This window comes from Pseudoalteromonas sp. S1650, from assembly GCF_005887195.1.
GTDB classification, from domain to species: Bacteria; Pseudomonadota; Gammaproteobacteria; order Enterobacterales; family Alteromonadaceae; genus Pseudoalteromonas; species Pseudoalteromonas simplex.
In genome coordinates this window covers 1-18,998 of the sequence record NZ_PNDF01000036.1, presented here as the reverse complement: position 1 = coordinate 18,998, position 18,998 = coordinate 1, and the positions used below count along the sequence as shown (strand labels likewise).

Below are 18,998 nucleotides of genomic sequence, written 5' to 3'. Positions count from 1 at the left end.
TTCCTAATTTATTTCTCACTAAAGCATCAATCTGATTACTCTAGTTACCTGTTGATTTTTACTAGATTGCTTGTTGTTGAAATTGGTTTTCAACATTAACGTGTTTCACATCAACCAATTTATTCAATTGTGATGTTAGTAGATAAATTGGCTTATCGCTGTCTACCGTCATGGTGACGTGAAACGCTTCATCAGCCATTTCTAAATTCATGGTTGTTAGGTCAAAGCCGCGATGACGTGCAACGCGTAAAAAGCGCTCTACAGCGACACTTTGATTCTTTAGTGCAATCGTTAGGGTGTGTTTCATTTTACTGTCTCCGTCATCATTTCATCATTAGCTGCACCCGGTGGTACAAGCGGCCATACATTTTCTTTATCATCAATACAGGCATGAAGAATGTATGGACCTTCACTATTAACTAACGCATCAACCGCAGCATCGACTTCATCTGCTTTAGTGATGGTTTGACCTGGAATGCCAAACACCGCTGCTAACTGCACGAAATCAGGATTATCTGAAAGGTTTGTTTCAGAATAACGACCTTCAAAAAATAGCTGCTGCCATTGACGTACCATGCCTAAGCGCTGGTTATCTAAGATTAGAATTTTAACTGGCAGATTGTTACGGCGAATTGTAGCCAGTTCTTGAATGTTCATCATGATTGAGCCATCACCCGACACCGTGATCACAAAATCATTTGGACGAGCAACTTGAGCGCCGATAGCGGCCGGTAAACCAAAGCCCATGGTACCTGCACCACCACTACTTAAATGATTGCTTGGGTGGCTAAACTTCATGTGCTGCGCCACCCACATTTGGTGCTGACCCACATCACAGCACACAACACCCGTTGCTGGCATTTTTTGGCTTAGTTGGTTTAATAAATATGGGGCAAATACTTTCTCGCCTGGATAGTCATAACGCCATGCATGCTCTTTCATCATGCTTTCAATATGCGTTAACCATTCATCAGGCGTTACAAAACAATCAAGTTGCGGTAATGACGTTTTTAAATCTGCGACTAATGACGCTTTTGCAGGCTTACGCTTACCAACCTCTGCTGCGTCGATATCAAGGTGTATCACTTTTGCTTTTGCGGCAAACTTGCTTAAATTGCCAGTAACACGGTCGTCAAAACGGGCACCGATACAAACCAAAACATCACACTCTTGCACTGCTAAGTTAGCTGCTTTACCGCCATGCATACCTAGCATACCCAAATCATATTCATAATCAGGTAATACACTGCCTAACGCTTTCAACGTTGATACCGCAGGCATATGTGTTTTTTCTAAAAACTGCATAAGCTCGTTTTGTGCATCAGCAGCTTGTACACCACCACCGATATACGCCACAGGGCGCTGCGCTTCACTTAAGATTTGATTAGCTATTGCAACTTGGTTCGGGTCTAATTTTGGTAAATGATCTTCGGCGGCTAACCAAGGGTGGAATGGCACTTGTGCCATTTGGATGTCTTTCGGGATATCAACTAACACAGGACCTGGGCGGCCGCTTTGCGCTAAGTGGATGGCTTCTTGTAGGATTTCGGCTAAATCTTCAGCTCTTTCAACCATGTAACTATGTTTAGTACATGATAACGACATACCTAACACGTCCACTTCCTGAAAGGCGTCGGAGCCTATTGCGGCGGTAGGTACTTGCCCTGTGATGGCAAGTAACGGCACTGAATCCATCATTGCATCAGCAAGAGCGGTTATTAAGTTGGTTGCTCCAGGGCCTGATGTTGCAAAACACACACCTAACTTACCTGTGCTGCGGGCAAACCCTACTGCTGCAAAACCCGCTCCTTGCTCATGACGCGTCAAATAATGTTTGACTGGCGCACCGTACAAGGCGTCGTAAATAGGCATGATGGCACCGCCTGGGTAACCAAAAACATCCTTAACGTCATGTTTGGCTAATAAATCGATTGTTAACTCTGCGCCTGTCATCGTAAATCCTCATTCCTCAGTGACATTGTGTATTTGCTGCGACTCAAACCTTAAAACAAAAAAGCCCCCCGGACTGTTAAGTGCGGGGGGCTTTTTAAATGCTTCACTTTTCTCTAAGCACTAACTAGCCCCCGCGGTAATAATAATCACCACGACGTTAATTAGAATTAGAGAAAGTTTGTTTGTAAGCATTTATCTGTAACCAAATTCTGTTCATTTGTAGCGGAAATCTAGCCATCCCGCTGTCTTTTTCTATTAGTACCGCGCTGGGGGCGTTAAGTCAACATAAAATTCAATTCAAAAAACAAGCAAAAAAACGACTTTATAGAAATAAATATCTAAACTTCACCATTAATAAGATTTATTTTTCGCCATTTGCTAAATATTGAAATTTCATACCTCTTTATCTGCCATTCTATGATTGATTAATTTTTGGCAATTAAATGTATTTTTTTCTGCTTAAAGCCGATTTAATTTAACGCATCAAAGAAGAATTAGTTTAGTATTGAAAATAACCACGTAATGAAAAGGAAAGTTATGAAATTCGTCCAACGTATAAATGCCCTGTTTTTTATGGTGCTACTGCTTGGTTTTAGCCAACATGCACTTGCCGAGCCGGGAATATGGAAAGTAGAAAAGAACGGCGTTGCTTCATATTTATTTGGTACCGTACATGTTGGCGATGACAGCATGAAAGGCTTACCGAGCAAGGTAAAAAAAGCACTCGATAACTCAGATAAAGTCATTGTTGAGGTGGATATCAGCGCTATTTCACCGATGGAAATGCAGCGTCGCTCATTACCATTTATGATGCTGAAAAATGGCAAAACCTTACAATCAGAATTATCACCAGAAAACTATGCAAAACTGCAAAAGTACTTTGCGGATAAATCAATTGATATTGCGATGTTTAAGAACTTAGCACCGTGGGCGGTGATGGTCACCATGATGCAAATGGAGTTCCAAAGCGTTGGTTTTTCAGATCAATACGGCATAGACAAGCAAGTACTTGCTTATGCTCAAGAACATAAAATTTCTGTTGGTGAGCTAGAAACTCTTGAACGACAAATGGAAATGTTTGAGCACTTAGCAATCATGAATGACAAAATGATCGAAGAAACGTTCGACCAACTTGCAGATGTAGACACCTACTTTTTTGGCCTCATCAAGGCTTGGAAATCAGGTGACATGAAAACACTTACACAGTTTTATAACGAAAGCTTTGATGACTCTCAGTATGGTCAGCTAAGCGAGCAAGTGATGTTGATAGACCGTAACAACGATTGGGTTAATCAACTATCTACTCGCATCGGTAAAGAAAAGCTGTTCATTGCAGTGGGCGCTTTGCACTTACCAGAGCAACACGGCTTATTGAAGCAATTAACAGATAAGGGTTTTACCGTTACCCGTATTTAAATGATTTCAATCGTTTAAAAAGCGCCTTATGGCGCTTTTTTTGTGAAATCAGCCATCTCTAAATAATTGTTGATACCGACTATTTTGTCACTCGCGTGGTGATTAACATACACCACGGTGCTGGTGCCTGCAGCACAGATTTTTTCTATTAGTAATAACACGCGCTGCCTATTCGCTTCATCAAGACCTAAGCAAGGCTCATCAAGAATCAATAAGTTAGGGTGTTTAACCATAGCCCGAGCAATCAACAATAAGCGCTGATCACCAAAAGACAGTTGGCTAAATGAACTGCTTTGTTTATCACTTAAACCTAATAACGCTAACCACTTTTTGGCAATGGCAAGTTGCTTATCAGTGGCTTTTTGGTAAAGACCAATGCTGTCATAAAAGCCCGAAACAACCGTATTGAGTGCGGTGATACTCACTCGATAATCCATATGCAGCGCGTTAGAAATATAACCAATGTGCTGTTTAATTTGCCAAATACTCTCACCACTTCCGCGCTGGTAGCCAAACACCTTGATATCGTTGTTGTAACACTGCGGGTTATCGCCCGTGATAAGGTTCAGCAAACAGGTTTTACCTGAGCCATTTTTACCTGTTAACTGCCAATGTTCGCCTTGGTTAATTTGCCAGTTGAGTTTTTCAAAAATAGCCTCGCCGCCATAACTGACTGATGCGTTGTTTAATCTTACCAGCATAGAGTCTGTGAGCGGAGGCGCTTGATGGTCAATATCTGCCTCAGGTATTTGTAGCTGAGTATGAGTAAGGTGCAATAGCTTAAGTAAATCATCGCGCTGCTCGGCTGTAGGCTTTGCTAATTGCTGAGCCACATGACCCTCTTTAACGTAGGCGTAATGATCCACAAAGTCAGGGATCTCAGTTAAGCGATTAAGCACAAAAATAAGGGTCGTCGTTTTACTAAGCTCAGCGAGTAACTGATTCAACCCAGCCATTGCCTTGACATCTAAGCCATCAAAAGGCTCATCAAGCACAAGTAAATCTGGCCGACCTATTATGGCTTTAATCAGCATCAATTTGCGGGTTTCACCGGTCGATAAATCGCGAAATGCCTTGCTGAGTTTGTCACTAAAATCAAATAGGCTTATTAGTTGCTGTAGCAAATCACTATCAAGCTGTTGCTCGTCTCGGCCTGCAATAATCAGCTCATAAACCGTACTTGAAAGCGTAACGCCATCAATAATGTCATCTTGATCTTTTGTTAACTCGGCCGCGAGGAGCTGCTTTTGACTGTCTGGCGATACCAATGCTATACGCTCAAAGCTATTCTCATACTGGCCTTGCTCTATTTTCGCAAAACCAGTAATGGCAGCTGCCACAGCCGATTTACCCGCCCCATTGGCGCCAAGTAATACCCATTGCTGCAATGGCGATACATTGATATTGAGCTCATCTAAATAATAAACGTCATTGCCTTGGCCCTTCAGGCTGGCTCGAACATTAACCAACTGCACTTGTTGCACTTTGAATCCTCATTCTAAGTTACCGTTAGCTTGACGTTACCGCATTCGATAAAAAATTAAAAATCGTTTAAACCTTTTTTGAACACGGCTGCGACTAAGGTATAAAAGGTCATTAACAGGAATCAGACAATGAAAAAATTACTTTGTGTAGCAGCAATAGGCCTAGCACTTACAACAACATACGCAATGGCAAAAGACTCACGTGAGCTAAATCATAACTTTACAGTGAATGGCGCAAGCCAGCTTGATATTGATTTTCCGGTGGGCAGCTTAGAAGTCGAAAGTTATGACGGCAGTGAAGTCGTGGTTACGGTTCGCATTGAACCAAAAAATGACAATAGCTGGTTCAGCTCTGATGTTGACTTATCTGATATCGAATTAAGCCACTCGCAAAGTGCCAGCTCACTTAGCTTAAAATTAGATAACGATGACATTCAACAAAACTGGTATGTAAAAATGCCTAAATCAATGGCAATTGATGTTGAGCTAGGTGTAGGTGATATTGAAATTAACGACGCAAGTAATTCAGTTGAGATTGAGCTTGGTGTGGGCGCAGTAAGAATTGATAGTGCGCTTGACGATTACAGACGCATTGAACTGGATACCGGTGTGGGCGACACCAAGATTCGCGGCTTGAAAAAAGAGGCTAACACCAGCCGCAAAGTCGTTAGCTCTCACTCAAGCTACCGAGGCAATGGGCTGCATGATATTGACGTTGAGGTAGGTGTTGGCGACATCAAAGTAACAAACTAATTTAACGCTTTGGTTATCCCTGTGAGCTCTCGGTAAATAAAATACTGAGAGCTTTTTGCACTGAATCTAGCGAGATCGGTTTGTATACATGTAGGTTAGCCCCAAGTTCATACACACGTTGTAAATCATCATTTGATGTATTGGCCGTCACCACCAAAATTGGCACCTGTTGCCCCTGCTCATTACGAATAATATCAATCGCTTTAAAGCCATCCATAACTGGCATATTCAAATCCATAAAGATTAAATCATACTGCTTATCTGACGCTTTATCTGTGGCGATTAAGCCATTTTCAGCGATATCAAAGCTGTAATTTAACTGCCCTAAAATACGACCTAATATAGTGGCATTCAACTGATTATCTTCCACAATTAAGCAGTGTAACTTATTGGGTAATAAAACCTCAGCGTCATCACCAGCGGCATTACTTAACTCTAAGCTGAGCACTACTTTAACACCTTGCGGTTGAGCACTTAAAAACTCAATATTCCCCTGCAAAGCTTTAACAATATGCACCACCCTCAACAAACCAGTTTTAAGGCCTTGAAAATGTTGCTCGCTATCATTTTCCAAGCTGAGTATATCGGTCGGTGGCTTTTCAAACCCTTTGCCGTTATCTTGCACTTCAATAATATAGTTTTGTTCGCCTTGGCTTCTTGCTGTGATCGCAATTCGACCTTGTTCAGCAGTAAACTTTACTGCATTGTTGATGAGTTCAGCCAAAACTTGCTGTAAACGAGCATGATCAGTGAGTACATCTTTGTTAAGAGATTCTGGAATATCGATACTAAGCAGAATATTCTTTTCGTCGCAAACATATTCAAATGGGGTGATCGCGTGTTTTAGAGTCGACTTTAAATTTCCACGACTCGGGTTTAATTGCCAATTTCCTGTTGTGAGCTGTTGCAAATCAACAAGTTCATCTAACATTGCGACTAATCTATTCACACAATAAACAGCTTGTTTTTTAGTTGCGAGCTGTTGTTCATTGATATCAAGCGCTTCAATAGAGGCTGTAAGGCCTTGTATTGGTGTTCGAAATTCATGACTTGCGCGAGCTATAAAGCGCTCTTTATTTTTGCTTATTTGCTCCGCATATTCTTTTTGAGTTTGATACTTATTAATTGTTTTAGCGATTAATGATTCCATTGGCTTAAAGACAAAAAATAGTTCAATCAATAACAACAGCAAAGCCGTTAACCAAAATATTAATTCAACTGTTGCAATAAATGTGACTTTTTTTACAGACTCTTGCTCAAGCAACTCAACAGCTACATCTAATTCATTTAATAAGACTTCAACTTGTTGAGTTTCGAAAACAGGCCCGTCAAAATCAGTGTAGTCGTCACGGCTATTTAATAGCTTCTGTGCTTTGCTTACATAGCGCTTAACACGCGCATCAAGCTTATTTGGAGCAGCAAAGTAATGTGCCTCTAACTCCTGATTTAAATGACGAAACGTATTTGGACCATCGCGAGCAACCAAAAACTGGTGACCTGCAATAAACTGCTCAACGGTGTCTTGTAGCAGCTTGCGATGCTGTTGCTTTACAGGCAGAGACTTGTCATAAATTAATGCGTTACCATGCAAAGCAATCTTTTGAGAGAGCATTCGTTGCTTGCCGGCAATATTGATCACCTCGGCATCACCCTTTTGGATATACAACAAAGATTGAATCAAGGCCGCTGAAAAGGATATTAGAAGCGCTATCGCTAATAACCCCCAGCGATATCTTTTACGGATATCAATAACTAGGTTTAACATGCATTTCTCTGATCTTTTTTATTTTATTCTAGTCTAAATTAAGCAGTAAAGCCCACTATTAAGTGGGCTTTATCAACAAACAAAGCTGTACTTAAAGACTACCTATTTTCGAGGCGGTTATAATCAAATAACCCAAATTCGACACCTCGGTATTCTTTAGCTACACGATGCAAAATATCGCTGTATTGCCAAAACTGAGGATGCGTTCGACGAATCGCAAATTCGCTTTTCAGGTCTCTATATGCCGTCTCATCAGTCACTTTAGCAAGCCCAGCTGCAAATGCAGCAACCTGTTGTTCGTTATGTAGATACCAAATTGCTTCTGGGTAATCACCAATAAACCCCGGTACAATTGTTACAGTATCTTCGTCATAAGCTCGTTGCCCTTCTTCATTCAATAAACTCGAAATATTGTAATGAGCATTGTGATGAATAAGAGTATAGGCTTTGTGCTGTTCATCGCCCTCTTTGACTAACACAAACGAAATTTGCGGCAGTAGATTAATTGCTTTGACAGGCAAATCATTTATTTGTGCAAGCGGTTCTGGCACTTTGGTGTAGTCATAACGAGAACTCAAAATTGGTTTAAGCTTCTCTTTAAGCATCTTATACAACTCAGACTGTTGATCTGCTGTTTTGAATTCAATGCCAGTAGGTTGACTAAATGACAGTTCATCTTCAAAGAAACTGGTTAAACTAGGTGGTGATTTACGATACCACTGAGCTTTAACTTCTTTACGTTTAGCTTCTGGTAATAACGCCAGATAATTTGCTTCGCCTTCTAAGCGTAAAAAGTCCATATACAAACGAGTTAAAAGCTGGTGACCTATATTGCCGTACACATCAAACCCCGCCACCAGCAGGTAATGAATACGCTCAAATAAGGCATAATCGAGTATCCAAGCAGTCTTTGGTTGCTGGCCTATCCAACCTTTTACAACCGTTGCACTATCGAAATGACGGAACACCGTCAGCGCTGCATTTTGGTTATGACCATCACCTTGCCAAAGTAAATCGGTGGTAAGGTGCTGACCGTTCTCAAACATCTTATTTGCCAGTGCAACTTTTGCTGATAAGTATTTGTTTTGGCGTTTTGAGTACTTTACCCAACTAGAAATCGGTAAAGCGTTACTTTCTTCTTCTGCAGGTAAAGCTAGCGCATCTTCATGTTGTAACAACATTTCACCGACTTTAGGTGTCGCCGCCATTTCAGGCTTAGCAAAACCAACCCAAAACTGATCGTTAATCACGTTTAACGCGATTTGACCACGACAAACAGGACCTTTAATAAAGCCCATGATTATCAGCTCTGCTTCATCAAGCATAAATTGATAACGCGAGTTTACTGGAATTGCTGCAAAAGCTTTAAACGGATTTGATGCTACTTCAGGCTTATAGCTTGGCAATTTATTTACTTGATAATCAGCTTCAATAAATTGCGAATGTAAGCGGGCAAGTTTTTCATCATTTAATGCTAAAGGTAAATGTGTTTTAGCTAAAATAGTCGAGCGGTCATGCATTAAACGATAGTAAACTCGTTCAACTTTAGGGTCTTCATAAGGGCGACGCGTGCTAATATGCTTGATCTCTTCTCCCGGCGGAGTCGAAGAGCGAACTAGTTTAAAGTAGCTGTGTTTATCGCCATGCTCAGGAAAATAAATATGCGCTAAGTACCAGTGCTCGTAAATATAACGAGCAGCTAGTTGATGCTTTAAACCATCTTGATTTAAGAAAGCTTCCCAGCGCTCCACTTGCTTAAGTACGCCTTTTTCAGGGGGCTCAATATGAGCAAGATATCCGCCTTTTCTGAGCCATTTAGCAAGGTGCTGAAACTCTTCGCTTGAGATCCCCGGTAAACCATATGGCATACCACTGTGTGGATTATCTTTAGCAAATGAATCAAACTCATTCATTGTGGTGCATGTTTGTTCACGATCGAGTGAAAAATCAAACTCATCACCTAAAATAGCTTGCTTAGGCAGAGGGCTGCTTTGCTTAAGCACCAAAGAGTTATAAAGCACGCTACCCGCTAGGTTCGCTTCTTCGGTTTGTACTCGCTCGTTAAGCACTGGCGTAAAGCCTTTTTCACGCCACTGAGCTGTGGTTGTAGCATCAAATAGTAAACGACTTGGCTCTTGTGCAAGCAAACGTGTGCCATCATAGACACGCTCTTTACTTAAACCTCGGTCAATTCCTTCCACAGAAGATAACTTAAGCTGACAAGGTGCATCATAACAGCCGTGACAAACCACACAACGAGTGTCAAGAATAGGTTTTACGTCACTTAAAAACTCGGCGCCTTCAAGTGTTGATGCAGCAACAACACGCTCTCTAGGTTGCTCTTCACCAAACAATTCATCGTAATGAGCAGCGCCTAAATATGCACAGCCACTTAAAAGAATAAGGCCGAATACGGTCGTGAGGGTTTTTCTCATCCTTCCTCCTCGATATCTTCAACGTCATCACCTAAATCGAAGGTTGGCATCATATCTACTTGCGGCGACACAAAAGTTTGATCATTGTCACAGCTAAGCATTGCGCTCAATAATGGCCCGCGAACTAAAGTTAACTGCGCGTCGTGCTCACTATTAATCAATACTTGATAATCATCATTTAACGCTTCAAGACGATATTCATTAATAGCAATAGCGACACTGCTATCAGCAGCTGGGTTTTGACAAAGCTGCGCGAGTAACTCTTCGCTTAACGTTACATGTAATAATAGATCTGGAGATTCAATATCGCGGCTATGAAGGTTTTCATCGAAATAAAAAAGAGGAAGGGTTAATTCGCTATTTTGCTCTAATTCCATGTGCTGTTCTCTACATCAAAATGACTTTTAATTGTACGAGTATAGCAAACTATAAGTTCAAAAATTAGCGAAACTTATCAGCAGTTAGCAGCTTTTTAGCTACTAACTAACCGAGTTATAAAAACAGTGAAAAAAGTATTACCAAGGTAGCGTTTCACCATTTGAATGCCAAAACCCACCTGTGTTGCTAAGGTTTAGTTCATCAATACGTTTGATGAGACGCTCTGCTGCAGTTTCAGGGCTGATATCGCCAGCAAAATTAACCATTTGCGTTTGTACAAAGCCTGGGTGAAATAAGCCAACAGCAATTTTTTTATCTTTTAACTCATAGGCTAAACTAACACTCGCAGCATTAAGGGCCGCCTTTGACATGCGATAACCAATGTAACCGCCCGAGCCGTTATCAGCAATTGAGCCCATGCGCGATGTGATCATCGCCACTTTAGCATCAACGCCTAAACTTTGCTGTAATGCATGCGTAATACGAATAGGCGCGATACTGTTCACGCTAATTTGCTTTTCGATGGCAGCAAAGTCCATATCAGCGAATGTTTCGTTGTGAAAAATACCGGCGTTATTAACCAAAATATCAATTTTGTCGCCGTGTAAGTAATTGGCAAGTGTTGCAACATCATCGGCTTTAGATACATCAATGTCGCTAATAATCTTCACATCGAGTGCTTGAAGTTCTTCGCTTGGGGTGCGAACCACCGCGGTAACACGGTAACCTTTGGCTGAATATTGTTTACATAAATTAAGACCAATACCTTTATTGGCCCCTGTAACCACCACATGCTTAGTCATCAATCTGCTCCTTAGTTGGGGGATTTATACCTAAACCACCTCAAGGTGCGAGTTTCTGCATCTTGATGAGGCTTAGGTGTATACTTTGGGACAGATTGGCAAAAACCAAGAGCTTAAGTTAATTCATCAATGGTTGACTTAAGAATAGAAAAAACGGCCCCTTGTGGGTCGGTAATCACACTAAAACGTCCAACATCTGGAATGTCTGTTGCTGGTACACAAATAGCGCCATTAAGCTGCGTTGCTTTGGCAACCGCCTGATCGCAATCTGCTACCGCAAAATACGGCATCCAATGCGGTGGAATATCATCTGGCCATTCATCGGTCATTTCGAGCATGCCTGCTATCGGTTGCTCATCAATAGTGAATAAGGTGTAGTCCATACCTTCCATGGGTTTCACCTCAAACTGCCATCCGAATAACTGACAATAAAAGTCGCGACTTTTTTGCATGTCTTTCGACACAAGCTCAAACCAATAAGGTAGGTTAAGCTCTTGCACTCTTTTAGCCCCGATATGCTCACCCGCTTGCCACAAGGCAAATGTTGCGCCGCCAGGTTCTTGCAGCATCACCATGCGACCCGCTGTCATGACATCATGTGGCCCTGCCAAAACCGTTGCCCCCAATGATTTTGCCAGCTCAGTGCTTTGGTCAACGTCATCAACAGCAATATATAATAACCAATGGGTTGGCATCTCACTCATACTTGCTGGCAGTTGATACATAGCGGCAATATCATCACCTTGCTTTTGCAGCATGGTGTAATACATGTCTTCACCTATTGGCTGATCATCAAAACCCCAGTCAAAAAGTTGCGTGTAAAATTGCTTTGCAGCTTGCCAGTCTTTTGCGCATAACTCGGCCCAACAGAAAGTACCCGCAGGGTGTTTTGTATTTATTTTTGTCATGGCTGTTCCTCCTTCATTAACGGTAATCAACAAGCGGCTTTTTTACCAATTATTTTTTAAATTAATTAAATAACCGTTTAGAAAAATTAAATAATCATTATCAGTCACTTACAGAAAAACCAAAGTAAACCAAGTTTTTATAGCCTTTACACAATATTGATTGCAGCAATAAACACATGTATAAATACGAACAATTTTTAATAACAATTATATAGCGATTTAACGATGTCAATGAAATTTGCGCTTCCTTTTTTACTTACTCCTATCGCTGCGTTAGCAAATCAGGCTCAAGATATTGAGCGTATTACTGTTTCTACAACGCGTAGTACGGCACCTGTTAGTACTGTACCTGCAACTATCAGCGTTATTACCAGTGAAGACATTGCTGAGCAACTTGCTCACACTCAAGATCTATCGCAAATTTTAGGTAATTTATTACCGAGTTTTTCACCAAGCCGTCAAAAGATGACTAGCGCAGGTGAAACACTACGTGGCCGTGAACCGCTATACATGATTGATGGTGTACCTCAGTCGAACCCGTTGCGTAATGGTTCTCGTGACGGCAATACAATTGATCCTGCCATGATCGAACGCATCGAAGTGATCAGTGGTGCTAATGCAATCCAAGGCATGGGCGCAAGCGGCGGTATTATTAATATCATCACAAAATCAGCAGGCGATTTTAATCACCAAATGAGCGCGGGGTTTAGCACTCCGACAGACGGTGGCAGCGACAGCCAAAGCTATAAAGCCAGCTACTTATTCAGCCAACAGCTAGATGATATTAGCTTTATTGGTGGTGTATCGGCTCGTAGTACAGGTATGTATCGCGATGGTAACGGAGACTTTGTTGGGTTAGATGGCACACAAGGTGATACGCAAGACTCAACCAGCCTAGACCTATTTTTAAAAGTTAAATATCAGCTTGATAATGAACAAAGTATTCAAGCGATGCTGAACCACTACAAAATTGAGGGTAATGGAGATTTTGTTGCTATTAATGGTGACCCAACAACAGGCCTTGCCACATCAGCTGAAAAAGGCGATATAGAAGGTGATGCACCACGCAACCGTGTAACAACTTTCACCCTTGATTACAACCACACTAATATCGCTGGCGGCAACCTTGCAGTTCAGTTATTCACGCAAGATTTTGCGGCAATGTATGGCGGCGGTACATTTGGTACTTTCCAAGATCCTGAATTTGGTGAAAACCTTTACGACCAATCTCAAAACAAGTCACAAAAGTTTGGAAGTCGCGTTACTTATAATAAAGATAACCTATTAAGCAGCCAGTTTGATATTGCGACCGGTATCGATTTACTTTCTGACGAAACATACCAAGAGCTTGCGCAAACAGGTCGACATTGGGTGCCAAAAACCAAGTTTAATAACATCGCACCATTCGCTCAGCTACGTTATGACGGCTTAGAAGATTGGACTTTCAATGCCGGTGTTCGTTACGAGTACGGCAAATTAAAAGTAGATGACTTTACTACCCTAGCATCTTACAACAGCAGCTTTGTAGAAGGCGGTGAGCCAAGCTTTAACGAATTATTAGAGAACTTAGGTGTTGTCTACCAAGTGACTGATGACCTTCGTTTCTACGCAAGCTACAGCGAAGGCTTTAGCATGGCCGATGTGGGGCGTGTACTGCGTGGTATAAACCAAACTGGCTTATCGGTTGAAAGTTTCTTAAACCTAGAACCTGTGATTTCTGATAACCGCGAATTAGGTTTTGAATATGCAAGCGATAGCTTCAATATTAAAGCCAGCTACTTTGAATCTGACTCAGACTTAGGCTCTCGTTTACAAGCTGATGCTGATGGTATTTACAGTGTAAAACGTGAACGCACTGAGATCTCAGGTTTTGAAGCCAATGCACAGTATTACCTAACTAACAGCACAACATTCGGTGCAAGTTACGCTGATACAGAAGGCCAATATGACGGTGATGGCGACAATAAAGTAGAGAGCGACTTAGGCGGCAGCAATATTTCACCGACACGGTTAAACCTTTACTGGCAGCAACAATGGCCAGCAAGTTTGTCTAGCCGCTTACAAGTTAATAAAGTGTTTGATCGCGACTTTAATACTGGTGAAGAATTTGACGGCTACACAACCGTTGATTTATCAGTGCAATATCAAAGTGCTGAGTATGGTGCATTTAGCCTAGGTATCGATAACCTGCTAGATAAGTACTACATCACTTATTATGGGCAAACAAACCCATCGGCAACTCGCTATTTTGCAGGCACTGGCCGTACTGTAAATCTAACTTGGAACTATGCATTTTAGATTTAAGCTAAAGTAATTAAACAACAAAAAAGGCACCAAGGTGCCTTTTTTAATTAGTGATGATGACCGTGCTCACCTTTGAGCTGATTACCTTGCGCATCATAAAATCCACTTGCACCATGCTCAACAAACCCTAAGTTGATCATTTTAGCTAAAAATGGATCGCTTTCATTATCACCGATATCTGCGTAATCGGTCGTTTGATAGTTATCCCATTTCGCAAATTCTGCCTGAATCTTTTGCTGGTTGTAATGACTGGCTGTTAAAGCAATTTCACGGCTATAAGTTGGTGTTGAAATACGAATTGCTTTGAGTAACTTTTGATTGGCAAGCCAGCTTAGCTCTATTTTGCTCTCACCCTGCTGCTGTGTGTAATACTCTGTTAACTCACAGCCTTCACCGGTGCTTTTCTGGTGCGTCATTGAGGCTAAAAACTTATCGCTTACTAGCTGATATTTGCTACTCCAATCTTGTTCACCTTGCACTTCCGATGGTTGATACTCAATACCACGCTGGGCATGCTGAAAATAACGAATTGGGCGAATTTGTTGATTACGCAACTGTTGCCATAATTCAATAAATTGTGGATTCTGCTTAGCCACCTGGTGAGGCGTACGCCAAAGGGTAAAAGTGTTTTCAGTATGCTGCTTATTAGCAACGATTTCTGTGGTGACTTTATAGTCTGCTTGCGTAAAACCGGTGCTCATATCGCATTGCCCTGCAACAGCAAGTGGACTAAGTAATGAGGCAAGTAAGATGGCTGCTTTCACGGGATTCTCTTTTGTCTTGGTTTACTTTATAACTAATTGAGTAAGGGAGGCATGGAGCCTCCCAAACACTCATTATTGTGCTAATTTAGCATCGGCTTGTTTAACAAGGTCAGCGGCATAATCCATAACATGGAAGATAAGGCTTTGCTCATTAGTGCCTGTTACTAAATGTGCACCTGGACCTACTGCATACACACCCACATCTTCTGCTGCATGTGTTTCAGAGCCTAGTGGTACAACAGCTTCTTGGTGGAAACCTGGCGTTGTTGTGTCAACATCTGTTAAATCAACACGACCCGTTACCGGTGCAAAGTTATAACCTGCATCAGCATCAGTCTCATCACCTAAGTCGCGGAAACCGCCACCATTGGTATAACCAACCGTTGTGTATGGCATGTTATCTGCTGCAAGTGATGGTTCATCACTACCCACAGGTACCACTTTACCTAAGATTGGGTTACCACGTTTTGGGTAGCCTGCAATGGTAAATACGTGGCTGTGGTCAGCTGTTACTATGATTAACGTGTCTTCGATGCTGGTTTTATCAAGAGCAACTTGGACTGCTTTTGAAAGCTCAACTGTGTCGCTTAGTGCATTGTAAGCATTACCAGCGTGGTGACCGTGGTCAATACGACCGGCTTCAACTGTTAGCATGAAACCATTGGCGTTGTTATCTAACACATCAATTGCTTTTGCTGTCATTTCAGCAAGTGAAGGCTCGCCTGCTACATCGTTTGCACGGTCTGCTTCGTATTGCATATGTGATTCATTGAATAAACCAAATACGCGCTCAGTTGACTCTGCATCAATTGCATCAAAACCAGCTTGGTCCATCACATATTGACCTGCAGGATATTTAGCTTTCCACTCAGCTGTTAGGTCACGACCATCTGTACGGTCGCCTTCTACCGAGCTCACAGCATCAGCAGAGTTAAATGCTGCGTCTTTCGGTAAGAAATGACGACGACCGCCGCCCATGACAACTTCTAAACCATCAACATCTAAGCCTTCGTAGCGTGCCTCTAGGTTTGCTTCAAAGTTAACTAACTGCGATGCAATATCTTCACAGCCAGCGGTAACTGCCGCTTCTGGCATATCTGATACGTCTTCCCAGTTACGGTCAGCCGATTTTGCATACGTTGCTGCAGGCGTTGCGTGAGTGATACGGGCTGTCGAAACAATACCCGTCGACTTACCGGCAATCTCAGCAAGCTCAGTGGCTGTAACTAGTTCATTACCTGCAACCGTTGCACAGTTACCACGTTCGATGTCTTCATCAACACCGATAACGCCAGCATCCGTTTTTACGCCCGATGCCATTGCCGTCATCGTACCCGCAGAATCAGGTGTTTGCGCATCAACGTTATAGGTTTTAGCAAACCCTGAGAATGGTAGTGTTTCAAAGCTTAGTTGATGCTCTTCTCCTAGCTTACCCTCTAGTTGACCGGCCATAATACGTGCTGCTGTGACAGTTGAAATACCCATGCCGTCACCAACAAACAGAATCACGTTTTTCGCTTTACCTGACTCTTTTACAACGGCAGCAATGTTTTCTTCGCTACTAGCGACTTTAACTTGTGCTGACTTGAACCATTCATTATCAGTCAATGGCGCTAATTGCGATGCCGTTAACGACGTTGCTGGTGCATTACATGCAACGCTTGTATCCGTTACTTCTGCTGAGTCTAGCTCACCGTTATCGTTACTATCTTCACCGGTAAGGGTTTCTGTACCACCGTTTACGCACTGCTCAGAGCCAACAGCTAATGTATTTTCAATGGTTAATGTTTTTGGTGAGTTGTCATCGTCATCAGAACAACCCGCTAATGCCACTACTACAGCAAGAGAAATTAAATTTAGTTTTTTCATCGTCGTCGCCATTATTCTTCAATTAGTTCTAGAGCTTGGTTAATGATGTGGAAAATTACGTTTTGCTCCACAACGCCTTGTGCTAGTTGCGCACCTGGACCTTTTGCATGCAGTGAAATATCTTCACCTGCATGAGTCTCTGAACTTAGTGGCACAGTGGCTTCTTGGTGATAACCAGGAGTAGTCGTATCAACACCCGTTAAATCAACACGGCCTGCAAATGCCGCTTCGCTATAAGATGCATCAGCGTCGGTTTCATCGCCTAAATCGCGAAAACCTAAACCATTAGCATAACCAACTGTGGTGTAAGGCATACCATCTGCCGCAAGGCTTGGCTCTTCGCTACCAATAGCAACTACTTGACCTAAGATTGGATTACCACGCTTTGGGTAGCCCGCGATAGTGAATACGTGGCTGTGGTCGGCAGTAACAAGAATAAGAGTTTCTTCTGGGTTGGTGTTCTCAACTGCTGTTTGCACTGCTTTGGCAAATTCAACGGTATCGTTTAACGCGTTATAAGCATTGCCCGCATGGTGGCCATGGTCGATACGGCCTGATTCAACCGTTAAGAAAAAGCCTTTTTCATTGCTCTTTAAGATATCAATTGCTTTACCTGTCATTTCAGATAATGACGGTTCACCCGCTACATCGTTAGCGCGATCTGCTTCGTATTGCATGTGTGATTCGTTAAATAATGCAAATACACGTTTGCTGTCAGCATTTAGTGTATCGAAGCCTGCTTGGTCCATGACGTACTTACCATCAGGGTACATTTCTTGCCACTCAGCCGTTAGGTCACGCTCATCCGTACGGTCACCTTCTACTTCGCTCACTGCATCAGTTGAGTTAAACGTTGCGTCTTTTGGTAAGAAGTGACGACGACCACCGCCCATCACAACTTCAAGACCATCTACGTCAGTCCCTACGAAGCGTGCTTCTAGGTTTTTCTCAAAATTTACAAGTTGTGAGGCAATATCTTCACAACCGGCTTCTACAGCATCAGCCGGCATATCTGATACGTCTTCCCAGTTACGGTCAGCTGATTTTGCATAGGTTGCAGCCGGTGTTGCGTGAGTAATACGCGCCGTAGAGATAACACCTGTTGCTAAACCTTTAATTTCTGCCAGTTCTGTTGCGGTAATTAACTCGTTACCAGCAACAGTTGCACACTCGCCACGCTCGATATTTTCGTTTACACCAATTACACCTACATCGGTTTTAACACCTGAAATAATTGCTGTCATCGTGCCTGCAGAGTCAGGGGTTTGCGCATCAACGTTATAGGTTTTGATTTGCGCTGAGTATGGAAATTCCTCAAAGCTTAGTAAGCCTTCTTCGCCTGACTTGCCTTCCATTTGTCCCGCCATAATACGAGATGCAGTCAGCGTTGAGATACCCATACCATCGCCAACAAATAAAATGACATTTTTAGCTTTAAACGTTTGCTCAGCCTGAGCCGCCGCTTCTTTTTCTGTTAATTTTGTTTCAGCAGCACTATACCAATCATTTTGTTTTTGACTGTCTGGTAACACACCTGCATTGGCCGTCGCTGACAATGCCAACGTTAAACCAATTGCAGTAGCAATTTTATTAATTTTCATCGTTACGTTCCGTTAGTACGTTATTTTAAGAATTTGAGTGCTAACTAAACTGCACTTGGATAATTAGCGCAGCCATACTAAGAAGGCATTGTTACTAAAAAAGTGGTTTTTCATGACGAAATGATGAAACCAAAAACAACTTTAGCTATAGGTAAGTAATTAGTTTTAGTAAAAATAACAGAGTTGGTTGCTAGGTGTGAGTTGCGAGGGTAAAAGTTCTAGCTTCTAGGTCAAGCATAACCTTGGGAGTGCTTTAATGTGGTTTGGCTTTACCAAAGAAAAGGTTTACATGGATTGTGTTGGGTTTCGCTGCGCTCAAACCAACCTACCCGAAGAATGAATAGGGCAAATGCTGAGCTAAACACCACACTAAACAACCCCACCGATCGAATCTGACGTCTGAAAGCTGACAGCTTTTCTACAGACATTAAAAAAGGCCGCCTAGGCGTAATGCCAGTCAGTTAAGAGCTGACTGGCATTTTCTTTTATAGGGATATTTATTAGGTTTCCTTCTTACCACCCTTGGATAATGCCTGTCTGGTAGCCTATCGGGTAAGCTTCTCAC

General features: G+C 42.2%; 14 protein-coding genes. 3 read left to right on the top strand and 11 right to left on the bottom strand.

The window, feature by feature from the left end:
- Nucleotides 1–61 precede the first annotated feature (61 nt).
- Together ilvM and ilvG are read right to left on the bottom strand one after the other, a co-directional pair.
- Complete coding sequence (ilvM, locus tag CWB80_RS12300) at nucleotides 62–307, bottom strand: acetolactate synthase 2 small subunit (RefSeq protein ID WP_054554110.1); 246 nt, start codon at nucleotides 305–307, stop codon at nucleotides 62–64.
- Nucleotides 304–1,953: an acetolactate synthase 2 catalytic subunit gene (gene ilvG, locus CWB80_RS12295; protein WP_138601186.1), complete on the bottom strand. Its 1,650-nt coding sequence runs from the start codon at nucleotides 1,951–1,953 to the stop codon at nucleotides 304–306. The genes ilvM and ilvG overlap by 4 nt, the downstream gene beginning before the upstream one ends.
- Nucleotides 1,954–2,490: 537 nt before the next feature.
- Here ilvG and CWB80_RS12290 point away from each other — a divergent pair.
- Complete coding sequence (locus CWB80_RS12290; RefSeq protein WP_138601189.1) at nucleotides 2,491–3,369, top strand: TraB/GumN family protein; 879 nt, start codon at nucleotides 2,491–2,493, stop codon at nucleotides 3,367–3,369.
- A 26-nt stretch (nucleotides 3,370–3,395) separates the two neighbouring features.
- On the opposite strand, the gene modF is transcribed toward CWB80_RS12290, so the two are convergent.
- Nucleotides 3,396–4,853, bottom strand: a complete 1,458-nt coding sequence (modF, locus tag CWB80_RS12285; RefSeq protein ID WP_138601192.1) for a molybdate ABC transporter ATP-binding protein ModF — start codon at nucleotides 4,851–4,853, stop codon at nucleotides 3,396–3,398.
- A 129-nt stretch (nucleotides 4,854–4,982) separates the two neighbouring features.
- Here modF and CWB80_RS12280 point away from each other — a divergent pair, with 129 nt between their 5' ends.
- The gene (locus CWB80_RS12280; protein WP_138601195.1) at nucleotides 4,983–5,606 is read left to right on the top strand and encodes a toast rack family protein; all 624 of its coding nucleotides are present in this window, start codon (nucleotides 4,983–4,985) and stop codon (nucleotides 5,604–5,606) included.
- A gap of 13 nt (nucleotides 5,607–5,619) precedes the next feature.
- On the opposite strand, the gene CWB80_RS12275 is transcribed toward CWB80_RS12280, so the two are convergent.
- From CWB80_RS12275 to CWB80_RS12255, 5 genes are all read right to left on the bottom strand, one after another.
- Nucleotides 5,620–7,371, bottom strand: a complete 1,752-nt coding sequence (locus CWB80_RS12275; RefSeq protein ID WP_054554105.1) for a hybrid sensor histidine kinase/response regulator — start codon at nucleotides 7,369–7,371, stop codon at nucleotides 5,620–5,622.
- 98 nt (nucleotides 7,372–7,469) lie between these two features.
- Nucleotides 7,470–9,806 carry a fatty acid cis/trans isomerase gene (locus CWB80_RS12270; RefSeq protein ID WP_138601197.1) on the bottom strand — a complete coding sequence of 779 codons (2,337 nt, stop codon included), beginning with the start codon at nucleotides 9,804–9,806 and terminating at the stop codon, nucleotides 7,470–7,472.
- Nucleotides 9,803–10,183 (bottom strand): hypothetical protein, encoded by a 381-nt coding sequence (locus tag CWB80_RS12265; protein WP_054554103.1) that lies wholly within the window; start codon nucleotides 10,181–10,183, stop codon nucleotides 9,803–9,805. Before CWB80_RS12265 ends, CWB80_RS12270 begins: the two co-directional genes overlap by 4 nt.
- 138 nt (nucleotides 10,184–10,321) lie before the next feature.
- Entirely contained in the window at nucleotides 10,322–10,987 is a 666-nt protein-coding gene (locus CWB80_RS12260) for an SDR family oxidoreductase (RefSeq protein ID WP_138601200.1), read from the bottom strand.
- A 113-nt stretch (nucleotides 10,988–11,100) separates the two neighbouring features.
- The gene (locus CWB80_RS12255; protein WP_138601202.1) at nucleotides 11,101–11,895 is read right to left on the bottom strand and encodes a VOC family protein; all 795 of its coding nucleotides are present in this window, start codon (nucleotides 11,893–11,895) and stop codon (nucleotides 11,101–11,103) included.
- A gap of 231 nt (nucleotides 11,896–12,126) precedes the next feature.
- Here CWB80_RS12255 and CWB80_RS12250 point away from each other — a divergent pair, with 231 nt between their 5' ends.
- Entirely contained in the window at nucleotides 12,127–14,193 is a 2,067-nt protein-coding gene (locus CWB80_RS12250; RefSeq protein WP_138601205.1) for a TonB-dependent receptor, read from the top strand.
- A 53-nt stretch (nucleotides 14,194–14,246) separates the two neighbouring features.
- Here the strand turns inward: CWB80_RS12250 and CWB80_RS12245 are convergent, their stop codons facing one another.
- From CWB80_RS12245 to CWB80_RS12235, 3 genes are all read right to left on the bottom strand, one after another.
- The gene (locus tag CWB80_RS12245; protein ID WP_138601207.1) at nucleotides 14,247–14,963 is read right to left on the bottom strand and encodes a hypothetical protein; all 717 of its coding nucleotides are present in this window, start codon (nucleotides 14,961–14,963) and stop codon (nucleotides 14,247–14,249) included.
- 72 nt (nucleotides 14,964–15,035) lie between these two features.
- Nucleotides 15,036–16,832 (bottom strand): alkaline phosphatase family protein, encoded by a 1,797-nt coding sequence (locus CWB80_RS12240; RefSeq protein WP_138601209.1) that lies wholly within the window; start codon nucleotides 16,830–16,832, stop codon nucleotides 15,036–15,038.
- Between the two features lie 11 nt (nucleotides 16,833–16,843).
- Nucleotides 16,844–18,433 (bottom strand): alkaline phosphatase, encoded by a 1,590-nt coding sequence (locus CWB80_RS12235; protein ID WP_054554097.1) that lies wholly within the window; start codon nucleotides 18,431–18,433, stop codon nucleotides 16,844–16,846.
- Nucleotides 18,434–18,998 lie beyond the last annotated feature (565 nt).